This is a genomic window from Clostridium sp. 1001271st1 H5 (assembly GCF_005845215.1).
Taxonomy (GTDB): Bacteria; Bacillota; Clostridia; order Lachnospirales; family Lachnospiraceae; genus Enterocloster.
Window position 1 is genome coordinate 19,623 of the sequence record NZ_SPHO01000008.1, and the last position, 24,590, is coordinate 44,212.

Consider the following 24,590-nt stretch of genomic DNA (forward strand, 5'->3'; position numbering starts at 1 on the left):
CGTATCTTGTGCGCGAAAGCAGGAAAAAGCGTTATAAAGGAGAGATTATGAAAAAATATGCATTTCGGGGCGGACTGCTGATTGACGGGACAGGAGCGGCGGCAGTGGAGAACAGCCTGGTTCTTGTAGATGGTGATAAAATCACTTATGCTGGTGCGGACCAGGCTGTGCCGGACGGATATGAGGTATATAATATAAGCGGAAAGACAATCATGCCAGGTCTGATTGATGCCCATCTCCATTTTTCGGGAAACCTGACGGACAACGACACGGACTGGCCCACAGAGGATAACCTCCAGAAGGCGGTGGTTGCCGTTCAGCAGGCTCACGAATGCCTGGAGGCAGGACTGACAACGGTGGGAGAGGTCTCACTGTTTGGTATCCATATCCGCAATATGATTGAACAAAAAGTGATGAAAGGCCCGCGTGTGGTTGCAACGGGCCGCGGATTCTGTGCCACCTGTTCCCACGGAGATTCCCACAAGGTTTCCATCGAAAGGAACCGGGAAGGCCATCCATGGGGCGAGTGTGTGGACAGTCCATGGGATTTGAGAAAAGCCGTCCGGCGCAGGCTTCGCGAAAACCCTGACGCAATCAAAATCTGGGCAACCGGCGGAGGTATCTGGCGCTGGGAAACTGCCATGGACCAGCATTACACTATGGAAGAAGTGCAGGCTGTTGTGGACGAGTGTAAAATGCGCCATGTCCCGGTCTGGTCTCATTGCTTTGGTAGCGCTGCCAATTCCGTGAAGGCGGGCGTGGACTTAATCATCCATGGCCAGTCCCTGGATGACGGGACACTGGATTTGATGGCGGCAAAGGGAATCGCTCTCTGCCCTACCATCAATTTCATGCCTGCCTGGCTGACTACCTTCCCGCCGAAGTATGACCCGGCCCTTCATGACCAGTATCCGGGTGAAACGGTTGCGGAGAAGGATTTAAACCGCATTTACGCGAACCTGAAGAAGGCAAAGGAGAGGGGGATTCTTCTGACCACTGGTTCGGATTCCTTCAACTCCCAGATGACACCTTACGGGGAGACCACGGTAGGAGAGCTTCATGCCTTTGTAGAGTGCGCGGGAATCAGTGAAATGGACACCATTGTTGCCGCCACATTAAATGGCGCAAAAGTACTGCGCGTGGATGATATAACCGGTTCACTTGAAGCAGGAAAGAGTGCTGACCTGCTGGTAGTCAACGGCAATCCTCTGAAAAACATCAGGGACCTTACGGTTGATACCATGGACGTTATCATGAAGGAAGGGGATTTCATAAGAAAGGATTTGCAGAAATAAAACTTTGGAAATTTGATACCGCCTATCTTTGTACAGGTACAAAGGTAAGCGGTATTATTGTGTGAATTTATACATACTTTGCGCCAGGGCGATGAAGTGTTTCACGGCGCTGTTTGAGTCCACCCTGTAACCCAGGCCAATGTCGATGGGGAAATCCATGGTTATATCCATGGGGAGAGACGCAAGAGATGGGAAACTTTTCCAGTACATGGAGTAATAAATCAGTATCTGTTTTTCTAATTCACATTTCAGAGGAAGGGAACTGCCATAGTGATGGATGTCAATAATCTGGACATCAGGGGCAACTGAAGTTATGTAATCCCTCAGTTGGTCATCTGCCCGGGTGATTCCTTTTGCATACATCATGATTTTCTGTCCATGCAAATCATGTATGGTGATGCGTTTTTTGACAGCAAGTGGATGCTTGGGGGACATTCCGCAGCAATGCCGGTCTTCCATCAGCTTTATGAAATTGTAACGGGAATCTTCAAATACATAACCACACATATATTCTGTGGTTATGTCAAAATTATCATTCAAAAAGTTTTTGAAATAACTTTCTAATGGATATTCGATGAACTGGAGGGTGACATTTGGATACTGGGCTGCAAATCTGCGGCAGATTTGCGGAAGAAGTTCTGCTGTAAAGTTCGGCAGAGTTCCTATTCGGATTGTTTCTCTGGATTTTTCTTCTAGTTCTTTACAACGCATCAATACTGTATTGGATGCGTGTATCATCTTTTTTGCTTCCCGATAAAAATATTCTCCGGCAGGTGTAAGGGTAACTCCTTTATTATGCCGTTCAAAAATGTGGAATCCCAGCTCTTTTTCCAATAGATTCATCTGCTGTATCAGTGCGGTACGGGAAATGAACAATTTGTCGGCGGCGGACGAGAAGCTGCCTGATTCAGCAATTACTATAAAAGAATCCAGATGTCTATCATACATAGGATTTCACCTCCTGCAGGGATGGCTGGATGTAAGGTTTTCCTTTACACGGACATAGCATATTTATTCTTCTTTCAGAGGGGAAAACGTGATATGATTCAAGCGTAAAGAAAATGTTAAAAATGCACAAAAATATAGTTTGGAACAAGCGCATATATATAATATTTTATTATCGATTAACCGGAGGATGGGGGAACAAAAGGCATATATACAAAAAAATAAGTAAAATATACTTTTTAATTATCACATTTTAGCATCCATGTCAATAGCTGAAAAACTAAAATTTATTATCAAAAGACATATCATGAAAGAGATTTTATTCCACGGCCATGGAATCTAATTAATAAGCCAGTGCACGGTGATAAATTAAGAACGGACCTAACAAAAACCATGAAGCCTATCGTCGATGTATTTTAGGAGGAGGAAATGATTTATGCAGAAAACTGGAAAAGTTAAATTGCCGCCTGGAAAGAAAGTCGCTGTCAACCTCGGATGTGATTTTGATGCACAAAGTATATGGGATGGTTCCTATAACCTCCTTTCACCTGCCTATATGAGCCGCGGGGAATTTGGTGCAGAGGTAGGAGCTCCCCGCCTGTTGGAACTGTTCAAGAAATACAACATTAAGACCAGTTGGTTCATTCCGGGCCATACGGCCGACACCTTCCCGGATATCTGTAAAGAAGTACTGGCCGCAGGCCATGAAGTGGGATGCCATGGCTATGTGCATGAGAATCCTACTAAGTCTGCTTACGAGCAGGAGAGCAAGGTATTAAAAATGGCCCTGGAGTCCCTGGATAAGATTGGGGCCCCAAAGCCGGTCACCTACCGTTCCCCATACTGGGATTTCAGCCCAAATACTATCAGAATCCTGGAGGAGAACGGATTCCTGTATGACAGCAGCCTGATGGGGAATGACCTGCATCCCTATTACCCTAGGCCTGTGACCCCCCATTCGGACCGTGCCAATGAATTTGGCGAACCGTCCAAGATTCTGGAGCTGCCTGTGTCCTGGTTCCTGGATGACTTCCCGCAGACAGAATACCTGACAGGAGGACAGGAAGGACAACGTCCTGCTCAGGATATCTATGACAGATGGGCTTCCATTTTTGACTATGCCTGCAAGCTGGATGGGGCATGCTACATCCTGACGACACATCCACAGACAATCGGCCGTGCCCATATGATTCAGATGTATGAAAAGCTGATTAACTACATGGCGGAAAACGGAGCCTGGTTTGCTACTGCTGCGGAGATTGGCGCTAATTTTATGCCGGATTAGGGCGTGGAAAGTGAAAGGAGTGGAATTGTGTTAAATAAGGAATTATTTCCTATCATAATTGCTTCAGGTACGCCTTATGAAATTGGATTGACCCATGGGCGGGAAGCAAAAAAACAGGTGGAAATCAGCATCAATACATATAAGGCGATGTTCTGGGATTACTCCAATATCAAGTGGGAGGATGCATGTAATTATGCAAGAACCTTCATTCCCACCATCAATGAATACGACCCGGATTACATGGAGGAAATCAGGGGCATTGCAGAGGGCTCCGGTTATGGGACAGATGAAATACTGGCCCTCAATGTCCGCAGTGAGATTGTGCTGCAGGGCAGCCAGATTAACAGCAGCAACACTGACGGATGCACCACGTTCGTGTTTACGCCCATGGTCACGGAGACTGGGTCGACCCTTCTGGGTCAGAACTGGGACTGGAAAATGACGGAGCAGGCCGGCTGTATCATCATGCATATCAAACAGCAGAAAAAGCCTGACATAACAATGGTCACCGAGGCTGGAATCATAGGGAAGATTGGATATAACAGCGCGGGAGTCGGTGTTACCCTCAATGCGCTGTCATCCAGCCAGAAGGTGGAGGGAAAGGTCCTGCCCCTGCATATTGCCATGAGGGGAATGCTGGACAGCCAGTCCCTTTCGGACGTAATCCGTGCAACCACATGTATGAACTTATCCTGCTGCGCCCACTATATGATTGGCAGTTCCAAGGGAGAAGGAGTGAGCCTTGAGGTGGGACCTGGCGATTTTGACGCGTTGTATGCGGAGGAAGGGTGGCTTGCCCATACAAACCATTTTATTGCCCCAAGACTCATGTATGTAAAAGATACCACAAGAGTCTCACTTCCGGATAGCTTCCTGCGTCTTGGAAGGATGAGGATTATGGTGCGTACGCTGGACCATAAGGTGAGGGTGTCGGACATCGAGAAAATGATGAGCGACCATACAAGCTATCCTGACAGTATCTGCCGCCATGAAGATGAACTGGAACCAGCAGGTAAACGTTTGGGAACCATTTTCAGCATCATTATGGATTTGGAACGTGAAGAAATGTATTTTGCGCCCGGCAATCCATGCAAGGCGGAGTATCATCTTATAAAGTTTTAGTCTAAAATAGCAGATAAAAGGGTGCGTCTCAAAAATCCTCTGGAGGAGAGGCGCATCCTTTTGTGTTCATGAAAATAAGAAAGTTGGGAGGGTATTGGAATGAATCCATTGCTAACAGTTTTTATAATCGGAGTGTTAGGCTATCTGTTAGGAAGCATCAAGGTAAAAGGGCTGTCTCTGGGAACCTCCGGTGTTCTGATTGTTGCCCTGCTGTTTGGCCATTATGGGATGGAAATCCCATCTGTCATACGTGAATTCGGCCTGATTTGTTTTGTCACGGCGGTAGGATTTATCGCGGGGCCTGTATTTTTCCGCAATTTTAAGAGCAAGGCATTGTCCTATGTGGTAATTGGCATCTTAATCATAATTGCCGGGGCGGGAAGCTGTATCCTGGTCATCACCCTTGCAGGGATTCCGACCCCTTTGGCAGTTGGAATGATGACAGGGGCACTGACAAGCACACCGGGGTTGGCTGCAGCCATCGATGCAACCGGGGATTCCATGGCCTCCATTGGCTACGGAATTGCATATCCATTCGGCGTTATTGGAGTGGTGCTGTTTGTACAGCTCATACCGAAGCTGTTAAGTGTGGATATACCGGAGGAAGTTAGAAAATTAAACCATTCCATGGAAAAGAACGTACATCATGATACATCTGAGAAAAAGCATATAGAGCTGGATGAATTTGGATTCTTCCCGTTTATGATAGCAACCATTGCCGGTATGATTATCGGCAGAATTGTCATCCCCCTTCCGGCAGGGGCCAGCTTTACCTTGGGAACCTCCGGGGGACCGCTGTTAGCTGGACTTGTAATGGGGCATTTCATGCACGTGGGTCCTGTATCCATATCTGTTCCGAAGCCGACACTGGAGACGCTGCGGGAGTTTGGGCTGGTGTTGTTTCTGATGGGTGCCGGAACCAATGCCGGTAAAGGATTTGTTGAAATATTAGCCCAGTATGGTGTTGCACTGTTCTTTTTAGGTGCATTGATGACTCTGCTTCCTATGGTGATTGGATACGTACTGGCAACCAGGATTTTCTCCATGGATATCCTGAACTCGCTGGGTTCCATATGTGGAGGCATGACCAGCACTCCAGCTCTTGGTACGCTGCTGGCAGTCACAAAGACAGAGGCAGTGGCAGCCTCCTATGCGGCCACCTATCCTGTTGCCCTTATCTTCGTTGTATTATCAGCACAGTTCATATCCATCTTTTTGATGTGAGCAGAACCAGGAGGCCCCTCATGTTTTCATTGATTGAAATGATACTTCCGGAGATGATTCATTTTATGGAACTGATTGGGATTGTAATTATTTTTATTGGCGCATCAAGGGCTTTCCTGCGCTATGCCGGTTCCTTTTTCCAGAGGGATAAGGGGTGTAACATTAAGCTGATGCTTGGGTCGTCCCTGGAGCTGGGGCTGGAATATAAGATGGGCGCGGAGATTCTGAAAACAGTTCTGATACGTGATATGAATGAGATACTGATACTGGGCTCCATCATAGTATTGAGGGCGCTGCTGTCATTCCTGATACATTATGAAATGAAGCATGAATCAGTTTATGTTACAGAGGAACAGTAAAAGATTGGCATCTATATACCGCAGCATGAACATGAGCTGCAGTATATAGATGTCACTTTTTTAGGAAGAGATGAGCCGGATACCGGAAAGCGTTTTATATACGGGCAACTCCGCTTTTTTTTGCCGCGTCAGCCACTGCCGCAGCCACTGCCTTTCCTACCCTTGCATCAAAAGCAGCAGGAATGATATAGTCTGCAGACAGTTCCTCATCTGAAATCAGGTTGGCCAACGCCTGGGCGGCAGCCATTTTCATTTCTTCATTGATGTCGCTGGCGCGGACATCGAAGGCGCCGCGGAAGATTCCGGGAAATGCCAGTACATTATTGATTTGGTTTGGAAAATCACTACGTCCGGTGGAGATAACTGCCGCCCCTCCTGCCTTTGCATCCTCCGGGAAAATCTCCGGTGTAGGATTCGCACAGGCAAAGATGATGGCATCGTGATTCATGGTATGCACCATCTCTGTGGTCACGGTGCCGGGACCGGATACACCGATAAACACATCTGCACCTTTCAGCATATCAGCCAGGGAACCGGCCTTTTTATCCGGATTCGTGATTTGGGCCATTTCTTCCTTAATCCAGTTAAGGCCATTACGTCCTGCATAAATGGCACCTTTGCGGTCACACATGGTTATATCCTTGAACCCCGCAGAAAGCAGCAGCCTTGTAATGGCTATGGCAGCAGCGCCGGCGCCGGAGGTGACGATTCTCACATCTTCCTTTTTCTTTCCAACGACTTTCATGGCATTGAGCAGACCGGCCAGGGTGATGACGGCAGTGCCATGCTGGTCGTCATGAAAGATGGGTATATCACACCGTTCCTTTAATTTTCTTTCAATTTCAAAACACCGGGGGGCAGCGATGTCCTCCAGATTGATTCCTCCGAAACTGCCGGATATCTGGTAGACAGTCTCTACAAATTTGTCCACATCCTGTGTTTTGATACACAGAGGAATGGCATCCACATCTCCGAAAGACTTAAAAAGGACACATTTTCCCTCCATGACAGGCATGCCTGCCTCAGGGCCTATATCCCCAAGTCCAAGAACGGCGGAACCGTCTGTGATGACCGCGCATAGATTGTGGCGGCGGGTCAATTCATAACTATTATTAACATCTTTTTGAATTGCCAGGCAGGGTTCTGCGACACCAGGGGTGTATGCCAGAGATAAATCTTCTTTTGTGGCCACGGGAACAGTGGCTATCATCTCAATTTTACCTTTCCATTCTTTGTGAAGCCGGAGGGATTCTTTTGCATAATCCATATTAGTTATTCCTTCTTTCTGTTAAGATTTTATTGCTTTATGGCTCCATCGCCTTATGACTCCATGGTTCTGTTGTTTTGCAGCCTTATTATGACCACCCGATGGTCTGCAGGAGCATAATTGCAACAGCGCCAAACGCCATGAGGGTACATACATACGGTATGATATATTTCATCCATTTAATATAATTCACGTTTGCAATCATGAGTCCGGAAGCCAGGACCGTGGACATGGGAGTTATGAAGTTGGTCAGGCCGTCCCCTAACTGATAGCAGAGGGAAAGAATCTGGCGGCTGATTCCCAGAATATCCGCTACAGGTACAAACAGAGGCATCAGTACCGGAATCTTAGCCAGCCCATTGGGCATCAACAGGTTGAAAAGCGATGTAAATATGAACATGCCGACCGCAGAACCTGCCGTGCCAAAACGTCCGATGAGCTGGACCGCAGCATTTGAGATAGTATTGATAATACTGCTGTCAGAGAGCACCATCCCGGCCACCCGGCCAAACCCTACCAGCATACATACAGCACCCATATCACCAGCGCCTGTCATGAAACGCCTTGCAAATTCATTGGGAGTCCATTTGTGGACCAGTGAGACGATGATTGCAGCTCCAAAGGAAAGCCCAATGAGATGTCCCAGACCGAATCCCATGGAGGCGGAGCCAATGGCATAAATCACAAATGGAAGAATCAGAAATAATACGGTAAGCACTGCCTTGACGCTGAGGTTTTTCTTCTGGGATAGGTCCAGTTCCTCACCCTCGGCCATATGCTCGGTTTCCCCCATGATACTCAAAGATGGATTTTTTGATATTTTCTTGCAATAGCGCATGGTATAGAAGATGCAGAATGAGGTGATAATAACCCACAAAATGGCACGTACAGCCAGGCCGGACATGACAGGCAGACCACACGCTTCCTGCGCCAATACGATGATACCGGTCGTAGGACCTACAGCCTGTCCGCTTATGTATGGGAGGTAGAAGATTGACATGGCTGCAATACGGTCCAGGTTCAGCCGCTTGACAAAAAGCAGTCCGACGATGATGAAGGTAATCATGGAATCATTGCCTGCCAGAGTGCCCATGAGGGAAATGAGTATCATGATGACTGGTATCAGTATCGTCATGCCCTTTTCCTGAAGGCGCCACAGGGCATAGTCTATGATTTCTTCTACGGAATTACTGGAAATAATCATGTAAATCATACCGCCAATGACCATAATTAGTGCAAACATGTTGCCGGACTGGGCAATTCCGTCGTATAGCATGAACAAGGCATTTAGAGGGCTGATTGGGTTTTGGTCCACATAATGGAATGACTCCGGCAATACAACCCCGGTTGCTGGGTCCACATCATATACACCAGCGGGAACAATATAGGACATAATACACAAAATCACAATTAGGCTTATCATGATAAGCAGTACATGGGGAAATGCCAATTGTCTTTTCTTCTTTGTACCGGCAGCAGTTTTATTCATAAGAAAAACCTCCTTCAAAATAAGTTTTATTGTAGATTATATGGTTGCCAGCAGTATCCCAAGTAACTGGGTGCGTTCCGTTAAGGTACGGGTCAGCATATGCTCATCCGTAGTGTGGATACTGTACATATAGGGGCCGAGTCCATCTACCACCGGGACGCCCAGTTCAGAAAAGAAACCGCAGTCCGCTGGATTGGAGGATTTTTCTTCAGGCAGTTCAAGTCCCATAAGTTCGCCGGCACGGCGGATTCGTTCATATAATTTTACGTTCTCATCATTACGGACCATTGCAGGGAATTCCATCTCAATGGAAGTTTCAATGGTGCAGCCAGGAACAATTCCCTGTTTTGGCAGGTACTCCAGCACATCCTTTTTGGTGCGTTCAAACACTTCCGGGGAATCAATCGGGACACAGAAGGATGCCTGTGCATAATCAGCCACCACAACCGTATTGCCACCGCCGGAAATGGGCGCCACATTATAGTTCATGCCGATACTTAAGTCAGAGCGGTCGGTAAGTTTGATAATCAGGTTCGCCAGTTCTCTGACGGCACTTGCACCTACGCCGCCATCAAGACCTGCGTGTGCGGCAATGCCGCGGACCACGATTTTTCCAAGAGCCAGGCCGCGCCGTACAGTAAGTATACCATTCTTGTTTCGGGCAGGTTCAAAGCAGATGGCCGCCTCCGCACCGGGTGCCTCCCTTTTGAAGATTTGTTTTCCTATGAGTGAACCCACTTCCTCATCGCAGTTAAAGATGATTACGATTTCTTTGTTAGGAAGCAATCCTGCTTCTTTCATGCTCTTTACCGCGTATAGGATAGTTACGACGCCGCCTTTACAGTCTGCAATCCCCAGGCCATAAGCGTATTCTCCGTCAATGCGGAAGGGATGGTCCTCCACACGGTCGTCGAAGAAGGCCGAATCCAAATGCGCATTTAGGATGACCTTGCCATCAGGGCTTTCCGGTTTTAGGCGTGCCACGATGTAGGTACCATATTCCTCAGAATCAATATGCTCAACATCAGCACCGATTTCCCTTAAAACCTGGTCCACCAATTCGACCACCTTTTTGTTTCCGGCCACGTTCCTGCTACCGCAGTTGATGCTGCAGAATTTCTGCAGTAACCCCATTTGTGCTTCAAAGCTTTTTTCTGCCCCGGCTTTTGCTGCTGCTACAATTTTCCCATAATCATGTTCCATAGTACATTCTCCTTTTTGTAATTTAGCTCACTGAGTCACTGGCTCACTTGTTCGCTATTTAATTATACGATATGCCATTGATATGTCAATAGGGAAAATAAAAAAACAACAAAAATCACAAAGCGACAGTGATTTTTTTGTGCAAGATTTACATAATTTTATTGCAGATAGCCCAAAGACAGACAAAAGTTGTCTTGACAAATAATTCACCTAATTTATAATTAATTATGAAGACATGATACAAGGAGCGTTTGCTGTGGAAAAAAATAAAAAGATAAAAAAGACGTCCGCACCAGAGTTGGTATGCGAGAGAATTCAGGAAATGATTACACAGGGAAACTGGTCCTATGACCAGAAAATCCCTTCTGAAAATGAGTTGGCTGAAAGTTTTGGGGTTAACCGCCTTACGGTGCGGATTGCGCTGCAGAAATTAAATACATTAGGTATCCTGGATACCAGGGTAGGAGATGGTACATATGTGAGGCGTTTTAATTTTGACCAGCATATTGAAGATATTGCAGAATTTTATATGACGCCAAAACTTTTGGATGATGTGTTTGAATTTCGTGTTATGATTGAGGTCGAGAGTGCCAGACTGGCCATTCAGAGATATACCCCGGAAGAACTGGAGGATTTAAGAAAGTATGCAGAACAGTTTGAGACAGCCTTTGATATGTTTTTCCAGCTCAGGACAAAGTCAAAAAATCTTCAGGAGATTCAGGATGCCTATTCCGCAGTGAATGATATGGACATTGCTTTTCATAGACAGATTTGTGTCATGTCCCATAACGATTTAATACTCCATGCCTTTTCTGTGGCAAGACCCGCCATCCGCACATATATGGAGAAGGTTGGGTGGGACAGGATACCTAACATTATGGATGGAACGGTGAACATGAGTGCCAGACATCATTGGGACATTTATTATGCAATAAAGAATAAAGATTTTAAGACATGCCGCAGGTTGTGTACGGATATGCTGGATTATCATATATTAGAGCCGCGGACACTTTAAGGACAGGAGTGAGGGGAAACCATTGGTTTTCTTTCGCTCCTGTCCTTTTTAACCTATCGCAGGACATGACCCGGAAGATTGGATGATTTGCGGCCGTAAGGGGGCGCTATGCCGCTGATTTACTCCACCTGGGATGTATGGCCTGAACCTGGCCAGAGGTTCCTATTTGTTTGCAGATAAGGATATAATTATCACGGCCCAAAATGCAACAGAATTGCAACAAATAAGCTAATTTTAGGCAGCAGATTCCCTGATTCAGGCTGCTCTCTGATAGAATGCATTCATAGCGCTATAACACTATAAGAGAAGGGAAGATATAGGTGTATGAAGGGTGAAACATTTAAAAAGTATTTTCTTTTAACCGTAGTTGCACTGGGGGCAGGGGTGATTTACAAAGTCACCTCCCTGAGAGAGGTGTTCTATGATGCAATGCTGGCTGGATTTCAGATAACCAATACACAGCTTGGGACGTTGAGTTCTATTTTTGGTACCGTATCTATGATTTGTTATCTGCCGGGAGGAATTTTGGCAGATAAGGTTTCCTATAAAAAATTGCTTGTTTTCTCATTTTTGGGCAGCGGGGTCCTGACACTGTGGTGCTCGACCATGCCGTCATTCAATATCCTTAAATTGATATTTGGCCTTTTGGGATTTACAACAATTCTTACTTTCTGGTCGGCATTTGTAAAGACAGTGCGGTCCCTTGGAAGCGATGAAGAACAGGGAAGGATGTTTGGTCTTGCAGAAGGTATCCGCGGAATCAGCGGAATTGTGGCGAGCTTTGTGGTAGCAGGAATCATTCATGTAGCCGCTACGGAAATCGGCGGAATGAAGGGAACCTTAATATTTTATGGAGCGCTGTATATTATGATAGGTATCCTTGCAGCGTTTCTTCTTCCAAATGCAGTACAGGCGAAAGAAGAAAAATCCTTTGCCATGGGTGACCTGGTTCTGGCATTTAAGAACAAAGGTACATGGCTGGTATGTGCTCTTGTTTTCTGCTGGTATATGGTTTACTGCGCCACAACCTATGCGATTCCATATCTGACAAACGTATATGGCGCCTCGTCCTCAGCCATTAGTATATTGAGTGTAATCAGGGCATATGGAATTGGAATCATAGCAGCTCCTGTGGCAGGTTTTCTGGGCGATAAGATGAAATCCTGCTCTAAGGCACTGAGCTACACTTCGGTTCTTGGAGTCATCATGATGATTATTTATCTGGTTGTACCTGCAAGGCAGGAATTGGTTGCTGTGCCTGTAATTCTTACTTTGACGTTCAGTTTCCTGGTCTTTGCGGCGCGCGGAATCTATCTCTCTCCCATGACAGAGGCAGGAATTCCCATGGCTCTTACAGGCGCTGCCTCCGGACTGATTTCTGTATTGGGATATGCACCGGATACCTTTGCCTATAGCGTTATGGGGTCCTGGCTTGATAAATATCCGGGAGCTCAGGGATATCATTATATATTTATTATGTCAGCGGTATTTTTGGTTCTGGCTACTGGCGTTGGACTTTATATTTTCGCCTACGGCAAGAAGTTAAACAGGGCAGAGAAGAATTGATGAACTACATAAAATAAAGGAGGATTCATTTATGGGACGCTATGATTTTGGAGCACAAAGGGACATGAGAGGTACAAACACATGGAAATGGGACGGGGAAGGGAAGGTGTGTAAGTATTCCTTCGGTTGTGCGGATACAGATTATATACCACCCCAGGAGGTAACGGATGCTGTTGTTAAAAAGGCCATGCAAGGCAACCTGGCATATGGTATATTGCCGCCGGAATTTGCCCAGTCTGTGTCCCACTGGTATAAGAAACGGTTTGATATGGATGTAACCCCAGAATGGGTTACCTACTCGCCGGGACTTATTGTGGCCATTAAGATGATGATGGATGCAATGACTCATGTGGGTGATAATGTAATAATTCAATCCCCTGTATATTTCAATTTCTCTTTGATAGTTAAAAGAAATGGAAGGAATTTGATAGAGAATTCCCTGATATATGAAGATGGCAGGTACCGCATTGACTTCGAGGATTTGGAGAATAAGGCTTCAGACCCAAGGACAACTATGATGATTTTCTGCAATCCCCACAATCCTGTTGCACATGATTGGAGCCAGGAAGATTTGGTAAGGGTGGCTGAAATATGTAACAGGAACCATGTGTTTGTACTGAGCGATGAGTGTCACAGCGATATACTGTTTAACGGGACTAAACATGTTCCGTACATTGCTATTAATGAGGAAACTGCCATGAACAGCGCAGTGATTAATGCCGGCGGAAAGACATTTAACATCAATGGATTATATGTGGCATATGCAATTATTCCCAATGAGCAGATACGCAAGGCATTTGAGATTGCGTATGCAAACCATCACTTTGATTTCAGTATGATTGGCGTTCCTGCATTAATTGCAGCATATGAACATGGGGATACATATGTAGATGAAATGAATGCATATATATGGGACAACATTATGTATCTGAAGGGTTTCCTGAAGGAGAGAATGCCTGAGGTAAAGATGGTGGAACCTGACTCTACATATTTGATGTGGCTGGATTTTCGTGCATGGGGAATGGATTGTGAGCAGATTGATGCATTTTTCCGCAGTGCTGGGGTCGCCCTGAATAAAGGGAGCACGTATGGGGAAGGCGCGGAAGGCTTCATGAGGATAAATGTGGCATGCACAAGAGAAGTTCTGGAAAGTGCCATGGAAGATGTATACAATAAGTATAAGGAAGTATTTTTGAAAAAGTAGTAATGGATTTTAAAATACGCAAGGATTCATGGGGATGGGATGAAGTAGTTCTATCCCCTCTTTTTGAAATTTGATATAATGGGAATGGAATTTTAAGAAAAGGGGTGAAATCATGAAGTCAATACTCATTATAGAAGATGACCTTCCCATAGCAAAAATGATTCGGACATATATTTCATTTGCGGGATATGAAGCCAGCATAGCGCCGGATGGAGAGCGGGCCCTGTTAATGCTGGGAGAAGAAAAATACAATTTAGTTATTTTAGATTTAATGCTTCCATATATGGATGGAGAAACAATATTGGAAACAATTCGAAAGCTGGATATCCCTGTTATTGTGGTATCTGCCAAATCAAATTTGGTAGACCGGGTGCGTCTTCTCCGGGCAGGAGCCGATGACTATATAGTAAAACCATTTGAAAGCGCAGATTTAATTGCCAGAATTGAAGCGGTTTTAAGGCGTTCAGGGAAAACAAGCAAAGTTTTGGAATTTAAAGATATAGTAATGGATGTGGACCGCTATGTGGTACATAAGGGAAAGGAGCTTCTTGATATAACGCCAAAAGAGTTTGAGCTGTTCCGGTATTTTTTGGAGAACCAGAACAGGGTGTTGAAACGGGAGGAACTGTCTGCACATGTCTGGGGACAGGCTTATATTGACAGCAGCAGAACGGTGGAGGCCCATGTACAGCGGCTGAGGAAGAAGACTGGGCTTGGCAATGAACTTAGAACAGTAAGTAAGGTCGGTTATATACTGGAGGATACAAAGAACTGAAATGATTTATAAAATGAAGCTATGGCAAAAGATATTCATCAGTTCCCTGATTGCCAGCATCCTGCTGTTTGCTGTCTGCGGTATTATTGTTACGATTTCAGGCCATAAGAGAAATCTTCAATCTGAGAAGGCAGAGGCCTTCTGGATGGCAAAGCAAATGAAGAAATGTGTGCAGAAGGCTGATTGGGAGGGGGATGATATAGGTTATTGTCTTCAAAACCCCCTTGTTCCGGATAAGTTTTATTTTCAATTATATCAGGGTGATGTGTTAATTTATGATGACTTTTGTTTGCAGCCGGAAGCCCCCAGATATGACTTTGGGTATGAAATAAAAAAAGAACCACTGGAAATCAGGGATATAAATAAAGTAAGCTATGCGTTTCTGGAGGATGAGATTGTTCTGGGCGGTGAACAGGGGAGGTTTATACTGATTGAAGACTTTTCAGACGTATATGACAGATGCAATGCACAGCTTCAGACCCTTTTTCTGATATGCGGGATACTATCTATGGTATCTGCTTTTGTCATGCTTATAACATCCCTGATTATTACACTTCCCATAAAGAAGATAAATGAAGCGGTAAAGATAGTATCTAATAATCATTATGGGTACCGGCTGCCCATTACAGGTACGGACGAGTTGAATGAACTCTCAGGTAACTTTAACATTATGTGTGAGGCGATAGAAAATAATATTAAAAACTATAAATTTGCTATAGATAATTTTGTCCATGAGGTAAAGACACCGCTTACCTCCATTATTGGTTATGCGGAGATGATTCAGTCTTACCAGTGTACCGACGAGTGCAGAGAAGATGCGGTGAATTATATCTTAATGCAGTCGCGAAGACTAAATTCACTGGTCAGGAAAATTATGGGTTTTTTGATTGTGGAGTCCAAGCAGATTGAAAAGGAAATGATACAGTTGGATGATGTGGTAGGCATGGCCTGTATATCAGTTAAGATGCAGGCTGAAATTGAGGATATCCGGATTGAATACGAGAATAAGCCGGAGGTTTTCATGTATGGGGACAGAGAGTTGCTGGCCACCTTACTGGTAAATCTGCTTGACAATGCAATTAAAGCTTCAAAGGCACATTCGCGGATTATAATAGAGGCCGATGACAAGAATGGGGCAGTAGAAATGGTTTCTGTTAAGGATTTTGGAATAGGAATACCGGAAGATGAGATTGATAAACTGACGGAACCATTCTATATGGTCGATAAATCAAGAAGCCGCGCTAAAAATGGGGTTGGGCTGGGTCTTTCCATATGCATGTCCATTATCCGGGCACATGATGGAGATTTAAAAATAACAAGCAGGCCTGAAGAAGGGACAACAATTTGTATTTATTTCCCGTTCGAAGACTATCTGCATGTGAGACGGGCGCAGGGTGAACTTTTTGATAGAACGGAGTAGGGGAGGACTGGAGCATATGGACTGCAGCTTTAAGAAAATGAGTACCTTTTTAGCAGTTGTGTTGGGGTGGTCAATTATATTTGAACTCCCATATATCAGAAATAGTTTTTATATACCCATATGTCAAGCGCTTAATCTAACAAACAAGGAGTTTGGTGCTTTGTCCAGTATTTACTCCTGCGTGTGTGTGGCTGTGTATTTTATGGGAGGCATTCTTTCTGACAGGATTCACTCACGCTGGATTTTATTGCTGCCTTTTGTGGGGACAGGAATCCTTGGATTCTGGTTCTCCAGTTTTCCTGATTATGGAGAATTGAAGATTATTTTTGCACTTATGGGAGTTACGACCGTTATGACCTTTTTTTCTACGGCCATCCGTATTTTTATCAGTTTGGGAACACGATATGAGCAGGGCAGAATCTTGGGATTGGCAGAGGCTGGGAAAGGTGTATTTGCAGGGTTGACCTTTTTAATCATCCAAATCATGTTCAGAGCCCTTGGGGGGAGCCGGTTTGGTTTTGAATGGGTGATAAAATCATATGCTGTTCTTAATATCATCGTAGGAATCGGTATGGTACTGATTGTGCCGGATGAGTATCTGCATGTCAGGCAGACAATGACTCTGGGACAGGAGTTAAAAAAGGTAGTATTAAACTACAAGGTATGGAATATGGGACTCGTTGTATTCTTATCCTATTCCATGTATACGTTTTTGAGTTTCATTCCCTCATTCTTCCTGAAAGTCTATGGTTTATCTTTGGAAACCAGTCAAGCCATATCAATGTGGCGTTATGGAATGCAGGTAGTGGGCGCCATCCTTGCAGGGTACCTGGCTGATAAGTCAAAATCCAGTTATAAGATGATTTTTGGAGGGTTCGTCATTATACTGGTATCCCTTTTGAATTTTTTGATGCAATTACATGGGAGTTCTTTCCTGCTTCTTGGGATACTTGGCTTTGGTATTTTTTCAATCACTGTATACGGCACAAAGGCGCTGTATTACACAATGCTTTCGGAAAATTCCATAGATGAAGCATGTATTGGCGGTACAATTGGATTGATTGCAGCCATCGGATATCTGCCGGATACGTTTATGTACAGTATGGTAGGCAACTGGATTGACCTGGGGGGACAGGGGTACTACAAGATGTTTACTTATGCAATTATATTGACCCTGATTGGAATTGCAGTATCGGGGGCCACATTATATGGAATGAAATGCAGGAGGAGGATTCGTGAAAACGGCAGAGGAGAATCAGGTAATTGAATAACAAAAAAGAAGCCGGTAACAGAGCACCAGCAGGTTCAAACTTATTGAATATACCATTCAATTGGATTTGATTGATATTTAACAAACGCCAACGTATAATCAGCTTATCTGGTAAGGAGATTATTTTTCGGATTTGCGCAAAGAAGAAAAGGAGTTCTGGACATAAAATAAGAATATGGAGGAATGGAAGCAATGAGTACAATACCCGAAACAATGAAAGGCGTTTATTTGACAGGATTTGGAGGCTTTGACAAATTAGAATACCGTACGGATATTAAAGTACCTGCCCCAAAGGAAGGGGAAGTGCTGGTGAAAATAGGGGCCGCTGCCGTGAATAATACAGATATCAATACACGTATTGGCTGGTATTCAAAGTCTGTAAAGACTGAGACCAATGCAGGCGGGGAAAAAGGATTTGGCGATGTTGATGAAGATGGGTCCTGGCTGGGCCAGACCTTGGAATTTCCAAGAATTCAGGGCGCTGATGGCTGTGGAGTCATTGTGGCAGTGGGCCGGGGCGTCAGCCAGGAACGAATTGGCGAGAGAGTTTTAATACGGAGCGTGCAGGAAGTGCATTCAAGTAAAAATGGAATTGAGTGTATCACATTTGGCTCTGAGTGTAACGGGACCTTTTGTGAGTACACAACAGTGCTTTCCAGCGAGGCCTTCACGATTGATTCTGAATTGACGGACGGGGAATTGGCTACATTTCCATGCTCATACGCCACTGCAAACAATCTGGTGTGCAGGGTGGGCGTGAAGGAAGGCGATGTGGTTCTTGTGACCGGGGCATCCGGAGGAGTGGGTTCCGCCCTTGTGCAGCTGACAAAAGTCAGGGGGGCAAAGGTTATAGGTGTGTGTGACCCCGGACAGGAAGAACGGGTAAAGGGATATGGCGCCGACGATATCATTCTCCGCGGTGAAAATTACGTGGAAAAGCTGGGAAAGATGACAGTGGACGTGGTTCTTGATGTGGTTGCAGGCGGTCAGTGGCCACAGCTTATGGAAATATTGAGAAAAGGCGGGAAGTATGGGGTCTGCGGAGCCATTGGCGGGCCGCTGGTGGAGTTTGATATCCGTGATGCGTATCTCAAGGATTTAAGCCTTTTTGGAACAACGTACCAGACCAGGGAATCCTTCCTTCAGTTGATACAATATATCCAGGATGGAAGAATCAAGCCAGTGGTGGCTAAAGAATTTCCTTTGAAGGATATCGTGCAGGCGCAGGAAGCCTTTCTTTCCAAGAAGCTGATTGGTAAGATTGTGTTGAATGTGTGAGAAAAATGAAATTGTCAACAACAAGAAAATGGGCCATGATTGCCATGCTTACATTTTTCGGCGGATGTATTTATAAGGTAACCTACCTGCGGGAAGTCTTTTATAGCCAGGTCATAGAAGCCCTTCGTATCAGTCATACGCAGCTTGGGCTTTTATCCAGCGCCGTGGGTATTGCAAGTATGGCCGGATATTTTTTTGGAGGCTTTCTTGCAGACCGTTTCAGTTCTAAGAAAATGGTCATGACCGCCTGTTTTGGAAGCGGATTATTAACGCTTTGGTACATGACATTTCCTCCATTTCCGGTGTTGATGTTTATACACGGGGCAATTGCACTTTGCGGGACACTGATATTTTGGGCTGCCTATATCCGAATTGTCCGCCTCCTGGGAGGTAGTGAGGGACAGGGCAAGTATTATGGATTCTCAGAGGGAATCAGATCCCTGTTTGGAATCATCCTTCCCTTTGGGGCAACTGCTCTAATAGAACATCTGGTCAATGCTGAATCAGGGGTCAGGGGCGTGCTCATGTATTATGCATTGTGCTATTTTCTGTCAGGTTTTCTTGCCATGTTCCTAATCGTGGACATCCGGGAAGAAAGAGAAGCCAGTGGCAGAGTTGACCTGAGACAATACAAGAAGCTATTTATGACACCAGGCTTGTGGCTTGTGGCCCTGCTGATATTTGGAACATACGCCGTATTTGCGTTACAGTCCTATACTACTCCTTATATGACAGAAATCTGCGGACTGCCTGAAACATTGGTCAGCAGTGTGGCAATTTTCCGACAGTATGGATTGGGTCTGATTGCAATGCCTATATTCGGCATACTTGCGGATTATGTAAAGTCCGCTGTAAAAACATGCATTATAGGCTTGCTGTTACTGCTTCTCAGTGCTGCGGGACTGCTCTGGTGCCCTGGGGCCAACAGGATTTTTGTCATCATACTGGTGCTGGCAGTTGGATTTCTGGTAAGCGGAGTGCGCGGTGTTTACTATGCAGCCCAGGATGAAGCAAGGATACCGAAATCCCTGTCCGGGACAGCGGCAGGCATTATATCCGCGCTAGGATTCAGTCCGGACGCATTCATGTTCATACAGGTAGGAGGATGGCTGGATAAATATCCGGCTGCCAGGGCTTACAAAATGATATGGGTTTATATGATGATTACAAGTGCGGCTGCAATTGCAGCCGCTGTGGGAATACTGATTGCGGCAAACCATGCAAGACACAGATAGGAGGAAATAAGGATGGGATTTAAGAGGATGTTTAACGCAGTGGAAACTCACTGTGGGGAACCTATGCGGGTTGTAACCAGCGGGATTCCCACGATTCCCGGAAATTCTGTATACGAGCAGTCACAATGGCTGAAGGAGCATGATGACCAGTTCCGCAAATTGATGCTGAGGGAACCGAGGGGATATCCGCCTCTTTGCTGCAACCTGATTGTACCGGCCAGGAATCCGAGAGCCCGGGCTGGCTATATCATCATGGAACAGACTGAGTATCCTATGATGAGCGGAGGCAATACCATTTCCGTGGCCACTGCATTACTGGAAACCGGAATGATTCCCATGAAAGAGCCTGTGACGGAATTTTACCTGGAAGCTCCGGCAGGACTGATTGGCATCAGGGCTGACTGTGAGAATGGAAAGGCAAAACAGATTACATTTTCCAATGTGCCGGCGTTTGCAGTATACCTGGATAAGGTAATTGATGTTCCCCATCTGGGAAAGGTAAGGGTTGATGTGGCCTGGGGCGGTATGTTTTATGTTCTGATTGATGTGAGGCAGTTTGAAGCCCTGAGGCTGGTTCCGGAAATGGGCAAGGAGATTGCCAGGGTATCTGCTCTTTGTATGAAGGCAGCTCAGGAACAGTTAAAGGTAGAGCATCCGGATTATCCTGGTATCGGAATTACAATTTCAGAACTTCACGGACCGACAGATAATCCAAATGCAGACTGGAAAAGCGTGAATACTGTATTTACAGGGGAGATTGATTTTGACAGGCCGGAAACCTGGACCGGGGCACTGGACCGGTGCGCATGCGGTACAGGAACATGCGCATTGATGGCCGCTAAAGTTGCCAAAGGTGAACTGAAGATAGGTCAGAGGTTCAGGCGTGAAGGGCTATTGGGTATTATTTTCACAGGATATCCTGTTGAGGAAACAGAGATTCATGGACATAAGGCAATCATCCCCACAATTGGCGGGGAAGCCTGGATTTACGGCTTCAGCCAGTATGTGCTGGATGAAACAGACCCATTCCCGGAGGGTTTTACAGTAGGGGATATATGGTAGTATAAGGAATACAAATGGCTCCCGGAGCATGTCCTGATTTTCTTCAGACACGCTGCGGGAGCCATTTGCAGGTCAGCCTTTACGTCCTTCAGCAATCCCTTCTTTTATGCAGTTCATGATTCGGTTTAAGATTCCGTAATCAGCGTGTTCATCCCAGCAGCAGCCGATTTTCAGGGAAAATGGGCAGGGGAGAAATTCCGGGGAAACACATTGTAAGTCGTCGGTGATAAGGGATTTGGGCAGCAGCGAAACCGCAACGCCTGCTTTCACCGCCTGTACGATATTATCCAGCATGGTGCTGGTAAATACAATGTTGAAATCAACATTTGACTTTTTTAAGCAGTACAGCGAATGGTTGTTCACAATACAGTTGTCAGCAAAAAGCGCAATTGGAAGCGGGGCGTCCGGAGGGCGTTCAAAATTTCCGGCATGTACCCAGCAGAGCGGTTCTTCCCAGAGAAGCATATCTTCTGTGTACTGAGGCTCCATGGCAACTATGGCAATGTTGATTTTCCCTTCCTTCATCTGCCTGCGGAGTTCTCGGCTTCTGGAACAGACAGTGGTGAGTCGGATATCAGACAGATGTTCTGAAATCCGCGGATGAATATGCCGAATGTACAACTCGGAGTAGTCAGTGGGAATACCAAAGACTATGTTTCCTGACCAGTTATGATTACTGATGGAACTGAACACGGCACTGTTCAGTTCCAGGATGTGCTTTGCATATTCCATAAGTATCTCGCCCTGCCGGGTCAAGGTAAGGGTATCCTTATTGCGGATGAAAAGGGCGGCGCCAACCTGTTCCTCCAATTTTTTAATCTGCATGCTTACCGCTGAATGTGACCGGTAAACAAGCTCCGCCGTAATGTTTAAGCGGCCTGTCTCGGCAGCTGTTAAAAAGGTATTCAGATAATCCAGATTCAGGCAGTTTGGCATGGGGCCTCCTGTTTTTCTTATAGACAATCCATTCAGAAACACGTTTAATTCGTTTGGAACGGAGAATGCTGTCTGCAGTGACTTTCTATTCTTTCGTATATTATACTACAGCCATAATGAGTAAACAAGTGTCCTCAGGGACTGGGGAGACAGCGGTAGGAGCGGAAAGCTAACGGGCTTATACCCGCTGATGGACCATGACCATGCTTTTTCGTTTGTTCCGCATTCAATGTGAGTACGGTCTAAAGGTGGGAAGACCTAATTGGTACCAAACTGTACAAAGTGTCAAAGAGAATAATCCCAGACATAGGCGATGTGTTTGTCAGCACCTGAAAGCATTGCAGCACAAGTCAGGACAGCGTGGTATTATTCTGGGATAATCATATTTTTATCATACTATCTGATTGTGATTAGATTTTTCCACATAATTGAACCGGTAATCCTGAAGACTGAAGAATTAGAAGGTTTTCCGCTTGACCAGTCCAAGTAAGAGCTTTCTGCTATTTCTCATCCTGATTTGCCTTTATCTTACGCCACAGGGTTACACGGCTGACGCCCAGCAGTGCGGCGGCCTTTGTATAATTTCCATTCGTAGCCATCAGAGCTTCCCGAATCTTTTGAATCTCTTCTGACGGAGGAAGACGCTTATGCATATAGGCAGACATGACGGATTCGTCAGTCAGAATACAGCGTTTCTTTCTGCGAATAATTTCCTCCTCCAGCAGAAGCCAGAAGTCTTCTGTGGACTGGCTGGGAGTGCGGCTGGCAATAACGGTCTTAGTGAAATTCTCCATTTCCCGCACGTTGCCGGGCCAGGAATGGGAACACAGCAGACAGTCCAGCTTCTGCTGCATTTGCTCCAGTTCTACAGCTAGAAAGCTGTCCTGTTTTGCTATGAAGTTAAGAAACAGGGGGAGAATATCCTTCTGCCTTCGGCGCAGCGGAGGTATTTCCAGTTCTAATACGGACAGGCGGTAATATAAATCCTCACGGAACTGTTTTTGCTGTACTAAATCCCATAAATTGCAGTTTGTGGCGGCAATGATGCGCACGTCAAAGTTAATTACCTTGCTGCCTCCCACATGGATAAGCTGTTTTTCCTGTATGACCCGTAAAAGCTTACTCTGCAGAGGCATGCTTAGTTCACCCAGTTCATCAAGAAACAGGGTTCCTTTATGAGCCATTTCGAAGAAGCCTTGTTTTCCGCCTTTCCGGGCACCGGTAAAAGCGCCTTCATCATATCCAAATAATTCGCTTTCAAGAAGATTTTCACTGATAGCAGAACAATTTACGGCTACAAAAGGATTATCAGCCCGGCGGCTGTGATTGTGTATTGATTGCGCCAAAACTTCTTTTCCTGTGCCGGTTTCTCCAAGAATGATAATATTGTCTTCACATTTTGCAAATTTCTTTGCTGTCCGAATCAGGGTCTGGAATTCACTGCTGCAGCTGACGATATCTTCAAAACGGTGTTTTGCCAAAAATCCTTTTAAAGCCAAAGCATTTCGAATATGCTGTTCCTGTTTCTGAATGGTGTGAATACTGTCAATGGTTACCATAACATTGCTGAGATTATCTTTAGTTATAAGGGGGATGATGGAAACCATATATTGTTCTCCGCCAAAGCTGCACAGCATATATTTGATGGACTCAAGATTGTTGAAAACGCTATTTATTGTATTCTTAGGAAAGAATTGAGAAAGTCTGGCACCGATGAGGTGTTCCTGTTTCATCATTAAGATTTTACTGGCTACTTCATTTGAAAGGGAGATATAGCCTTGTTCATCGGTAAACAGGATTCCCTGCCGGGAGTATTGGAAGACAGCCTGAAGCTGCTGGTTTGTTTTGGTTCTTTGGTGGATGGATAATGCAGTGTCATAGGCCAGCCGTATGAAGGATTGAAGAGATTCCTGCGGATAGACAAAGATGCTGCTCATTCCTAATGCAGTGGCACAATCGCAGACAAGACCACTGCCGATTACACAGCGGTAGCCTGCATTTTTGTATTTCAGAAGAATGGTATCTATGTTATCTAATAGTTCATAATAATCCAAGACAACATGAATTGACAATATATTTTGCAGCTGCGTGATTTGCGGCGTCCCTTCTTCGGCTGGAAGAATAATAACTGGCACGGTGTTGAGAGAAAGGGCGCGTTCATATGCCAGCAGTATATCAAAGAGGCTGGGTTCCACCTTAATGATGGGTTTGTCTGTAAGCCGGTGAAGAACCTTTGTAAGATAACCACTGGAGAGAAGAACATCTGATTTGGCCAGCTCCGGGGGAAGGGTTGTCTCATCTTTCGTAATGGAATCAGAAAGGATAAAGTCCGCATCCAGATTCATGGATTCGATGGCTTTAATCAGTGCGCGTGCAAATTGTCCGATGCATACTACCCCGATTTTTGGTTTCATAATTTATTTATCCCCAATTCTTTTTTTTAAATATAGCATAGATATATGTCAGATGCAATTGAGAATGAAATATTTGCAACAGTATTAAAAAAAGGAAATTAAAAAAACAGGACTGGAAAACGCAAATAAAATATAAAAGATGTTAAGGCGTTACAGGAAATGAAACAAATGTAATAGTTGCAACAAGCAACAAGTGAAATAAAAACAGTTCTGGACTCTAATAGCT

The 24,590-nt window shown here is 45.2% G+C and carries 20 protein-coding genes; 14 read left to right on the forward strand and 6 right to left on the reverse strand.

The genetic code is table 11. The features are described 5' to 3' along the window. Positions 1 to 47: 47 nt before the first annotated feature. A complete protein-coding gene (locus tag FGS84_RS13460) occupies positions 48 to 1,295 on the forward strand; it encodes an amidohydrolase family protein (RefSeq protein ID WP_138309064.1) in 1,248 nt (415 codons plus the stop codon). A gap of 54 nt (positions 1,296 to 1,349) precedes the next feature. On the opposite strand, the gene FGS84_RS13465 is transcribed toward FGS84_RS13460, so the two are convergent. Further along, positions 1,350 to 2,243 (reverse strand): LysR substrate-binding domain-containing protein, encoded by an 894-nt coding sequence (locus tag FGS84_RS13465; RefSeq protein ID WP_138309065.1) that lies wholly within the window; start codon positions 2,241 to 2,243, stop codon positions 1,350 to 1,352. A gap of 433 nt (positions 2,244 to 2,676) precedes the next feature. On the opposite strand from FGS84_RS13465, the gene FGS84_RS13470 reads away from it, so the two are divergent. The 4 genes from FGS84_RS13470 (at position 2,677) to FGS84_RS13485 (ending at position 6,230) form a co-directional block, all read left to right on the forward strand. Then, on the forward strand, positions 2,677 to 3,525 hold the full coding sequence (locus tag FGS84_RS13470; RefSeq protein WP_138309066.1) for a polysaccharide deacetylase: 849 nt from the start codon (positions 2,677 to 2,679) through the stop codon (positions 3,523 to 3,525). 27 nt (positions 3,526 to 3,552) lie between these two features. Continuing rightward, entirely contained in the window at positions 3,553 to 4,647 is a 1,095-nt protein-coding gene (locus tag FGS84_RS13475) for a C45 family peptidase (protein ID WP_138309067.1), read from the forward strand. Between the two features lie 99 nt (positions 4,648 to 4,746). Continuing rightward, the gene (locus FGS84_RS13480) at positions 4,747 to 5,871 is read left to right on the forward strand and encodes a permease (protein WP_138309068.1); all 1,125 of its coding nucleotides are present in this window, start codon (positions 4,747 to 4,749) and stop codon (positions 5,869 to 5,871) included. 20 nt (positions 5,872 to 5,891) lie between these two features. Next, positions 5,892 to 6,230: a DUF1622 domain-containing protein gene (locus tag FGS84_RS13485; protein ID WP_138309069.1), complete on the forward strand. Its 339-nt coding sequence runs from the start codon at positions 5,892 to 5,894 to the stop codon at positions 6,228 to 6,230. Positions 6,231 to 6,324: 94 nt separating this feature from the next. Here the strand turns inward: FGS84_RS13485 and FGS84_RS13490 are convergent, their stop codons facing one another. From FGS84_RS13490 to FGS84_RS13500, 3 genes are all read right to left on the reverse strand, one after another. Then, entirely contained in the window at positions 6,325 to 7,497 is a 1,173-nt protein-coding gene (locus FGS84_RS13490) for a malic enzyme-like NAD(P)-binding protein (protein WP_138309070.1), read from the reverse strand. 88 nt (positions 7,498 to 7,585) lie between these two features. After that, positions 7,586 to 8,986, reverse strand: a complete 1,401-nt coding sequence (locus FGS84_RS13495) for an AbgT family transporter (protein WP_138309071.1) — start codon at positions 8,984 to 8,986, stop codon at positions 7,586 to 7,588. Between the two features lie 36 nt (positions 8,987 to 9,022). Then, complete coding sequence (locus tag FGS84_RS13500) at positions 9,023 to 10,189, reverse strand: M20/M25/M40 family metallo-hydrolase (RefSeq protein WP_138309072.1); 1,167 nt, start codon at positions 10,187 to 10,189, stop codon at positions 9,023 to 9,025. A gap of 256 nt (positions 10,190 to 10,445) precedes the next feature. Here FGS84_RS13500 and FGS84_RS13505 point away from each other — a divergent pair, with 256 nt between their 5' ends. The 9 genes from FGS84_RS13505 (at position 10,446) to FGS84_RS13545 (ending at position 21,014) form a co-directional block, all read left to right on the forward strand. Further along, a complete protein-coding gene (locus FGS84_RS13505) occupies positions 10,446 to 11,204 on the forward strand; it encodes an FCD domain-containing protein (RefSeq protein WP_171042627.1) in 759 nt (252 codons plus the stop codon). Between the two features lie 324 nt (positions 11,205 to 11,528). Further along, a complete protein-coding gene (locus tag FGS84_RS13510; protein WP_138309074.1) occupies positions 11,529 to 12,770 on the forward strand; it encodes an MFS transporter in 1,242 nt (413 codons plus the stop codon). 31 nt (positions 12,771 to 12,801) lie between these two features. Then, the gene (locus tag FGS84_RS13515; RefSeq protein WP_138309075.1) at positions 12,802 to 13,974 is read left to right on the forward strand and encodes an aminotransferase class I/II-fold pyridoxal phosphate-dependent enzyme; all 1,173 of its coding nucleotides are present in this window, start codon (positions 12,802 to 12,804) and stop codon (positions 13,972 to 13,974) included. Between the two features lie 112 nt (positions 13,975 to 14,086). Next, positions 14,087 to 14,749 (forward strand): response regulator transcription factor, encoded by a 663-nt coding sequence (locus FGS84_RS13520; RefSeq protein ID WP_138309076.1) that lies wholly within the window; start codon positions 14,087 to 14,089, stop codon positions 14,747 to 14,749. Positions 14,750 to 14,894: 145 nt separating this feature from the next. Continuing rightward, the gene (locus FGS84_RS13525; RefSeq protein ID WP_171042628.1) at positions 14,895 to 16,169 is read left to right on the forward strand and encodes a HAMP domain-containing sensor histidine kinase; all 1,275 of its coding nucleotides are present in this window, start codon (positions 14,895 to 14,897) and stop codon (positions 16,167 to 16,169) included. A gap of 37 nt (positions 16,170 to 16,206) precedes the next feature. Continuing rightward, positions 16,207 to 17,436 carry an MFS transporter gene (locus tag FGS84_RS13530; protein WP_171042629.1) on the forward strand — a complete coding sequence of 410 codons (1,230 nt, stop codon included), beginning with the start codon at positions 16,207 to 16,209 and terminating at the stop codon, positions 17,434 to 17,436. 216 nt (positions 17,437 to 17,652) lie between these two features. Continuing rightward, positions 17,653 to 18,717 (forward strand): alcohol dehydrogenase family protein, encoded by a 1,065-nt coding sequence (locus FGS84_RS13535; protein ID WP_243129970.1) that lies wholly within the window; start codon positions 17,653 to 17,655, stop codon positions 18,715 to 18,717. 11 nt (positions 18,718 to 18,728) lie between these two features. After that, entirely contained in the window at positions 18,729 to 19,952 is a 1,224-nt protein-coding gene (locus FGS84_RS13540; RefSeq protein ID WP_171042630.1) for an MFS transporter, read from the forward strand. A 12-nt stretch (positions 19,953 to 19,964) separates the two neighbouring features. Further along, positions 19,965 to 21,014 carry a proline racemase family protein gene (locus tag FGS84_RS13545; RefSeq protein WP_138309081.1) on the forward strand — a complete coding sequence of 350 codons (1,050 nt, stop codon included), beginning with the start codon at positions 19,965 to 19,967 and terminating at the stop codon, positions 21,012 to 21,014. Positions 21,015 to 21,086: 72 nt separating this feature from the next. Here FGS84_RS13545 and FGS84_RS13550 read toward each other — a convergent pair whose 3' ends face one another. Next, positions 21,087 to 21,950: a LysR family transcriptional regulator gene (locus FGS84_RS13550; protein WP_138309082.1), complete on the reverse strand. Its 864-nt coding sequence runs from the start codon at positions 21,948 to 21,950 to the stop codon at positions 21,087 to 21,089. Between the two features lie 500 nt (positions 21,951 to 22,450). After that, the gene (locus tag FGS84_RS13555) at positions 22,451 to 24,364 is read right to left on the reverse strand and encodes a sigma 54-interacting transcriptional regulator (RefSeq protein WP_138309083.1); all 1,914 of its coding nucleotides are present in this window, start codon (positions 24,362 to 24,364) and stop codon (positions 22,451 to 22,453) included. Between the last annotated feature and the right edge of the window lie 226 nt (positions 24,365 to 24,590).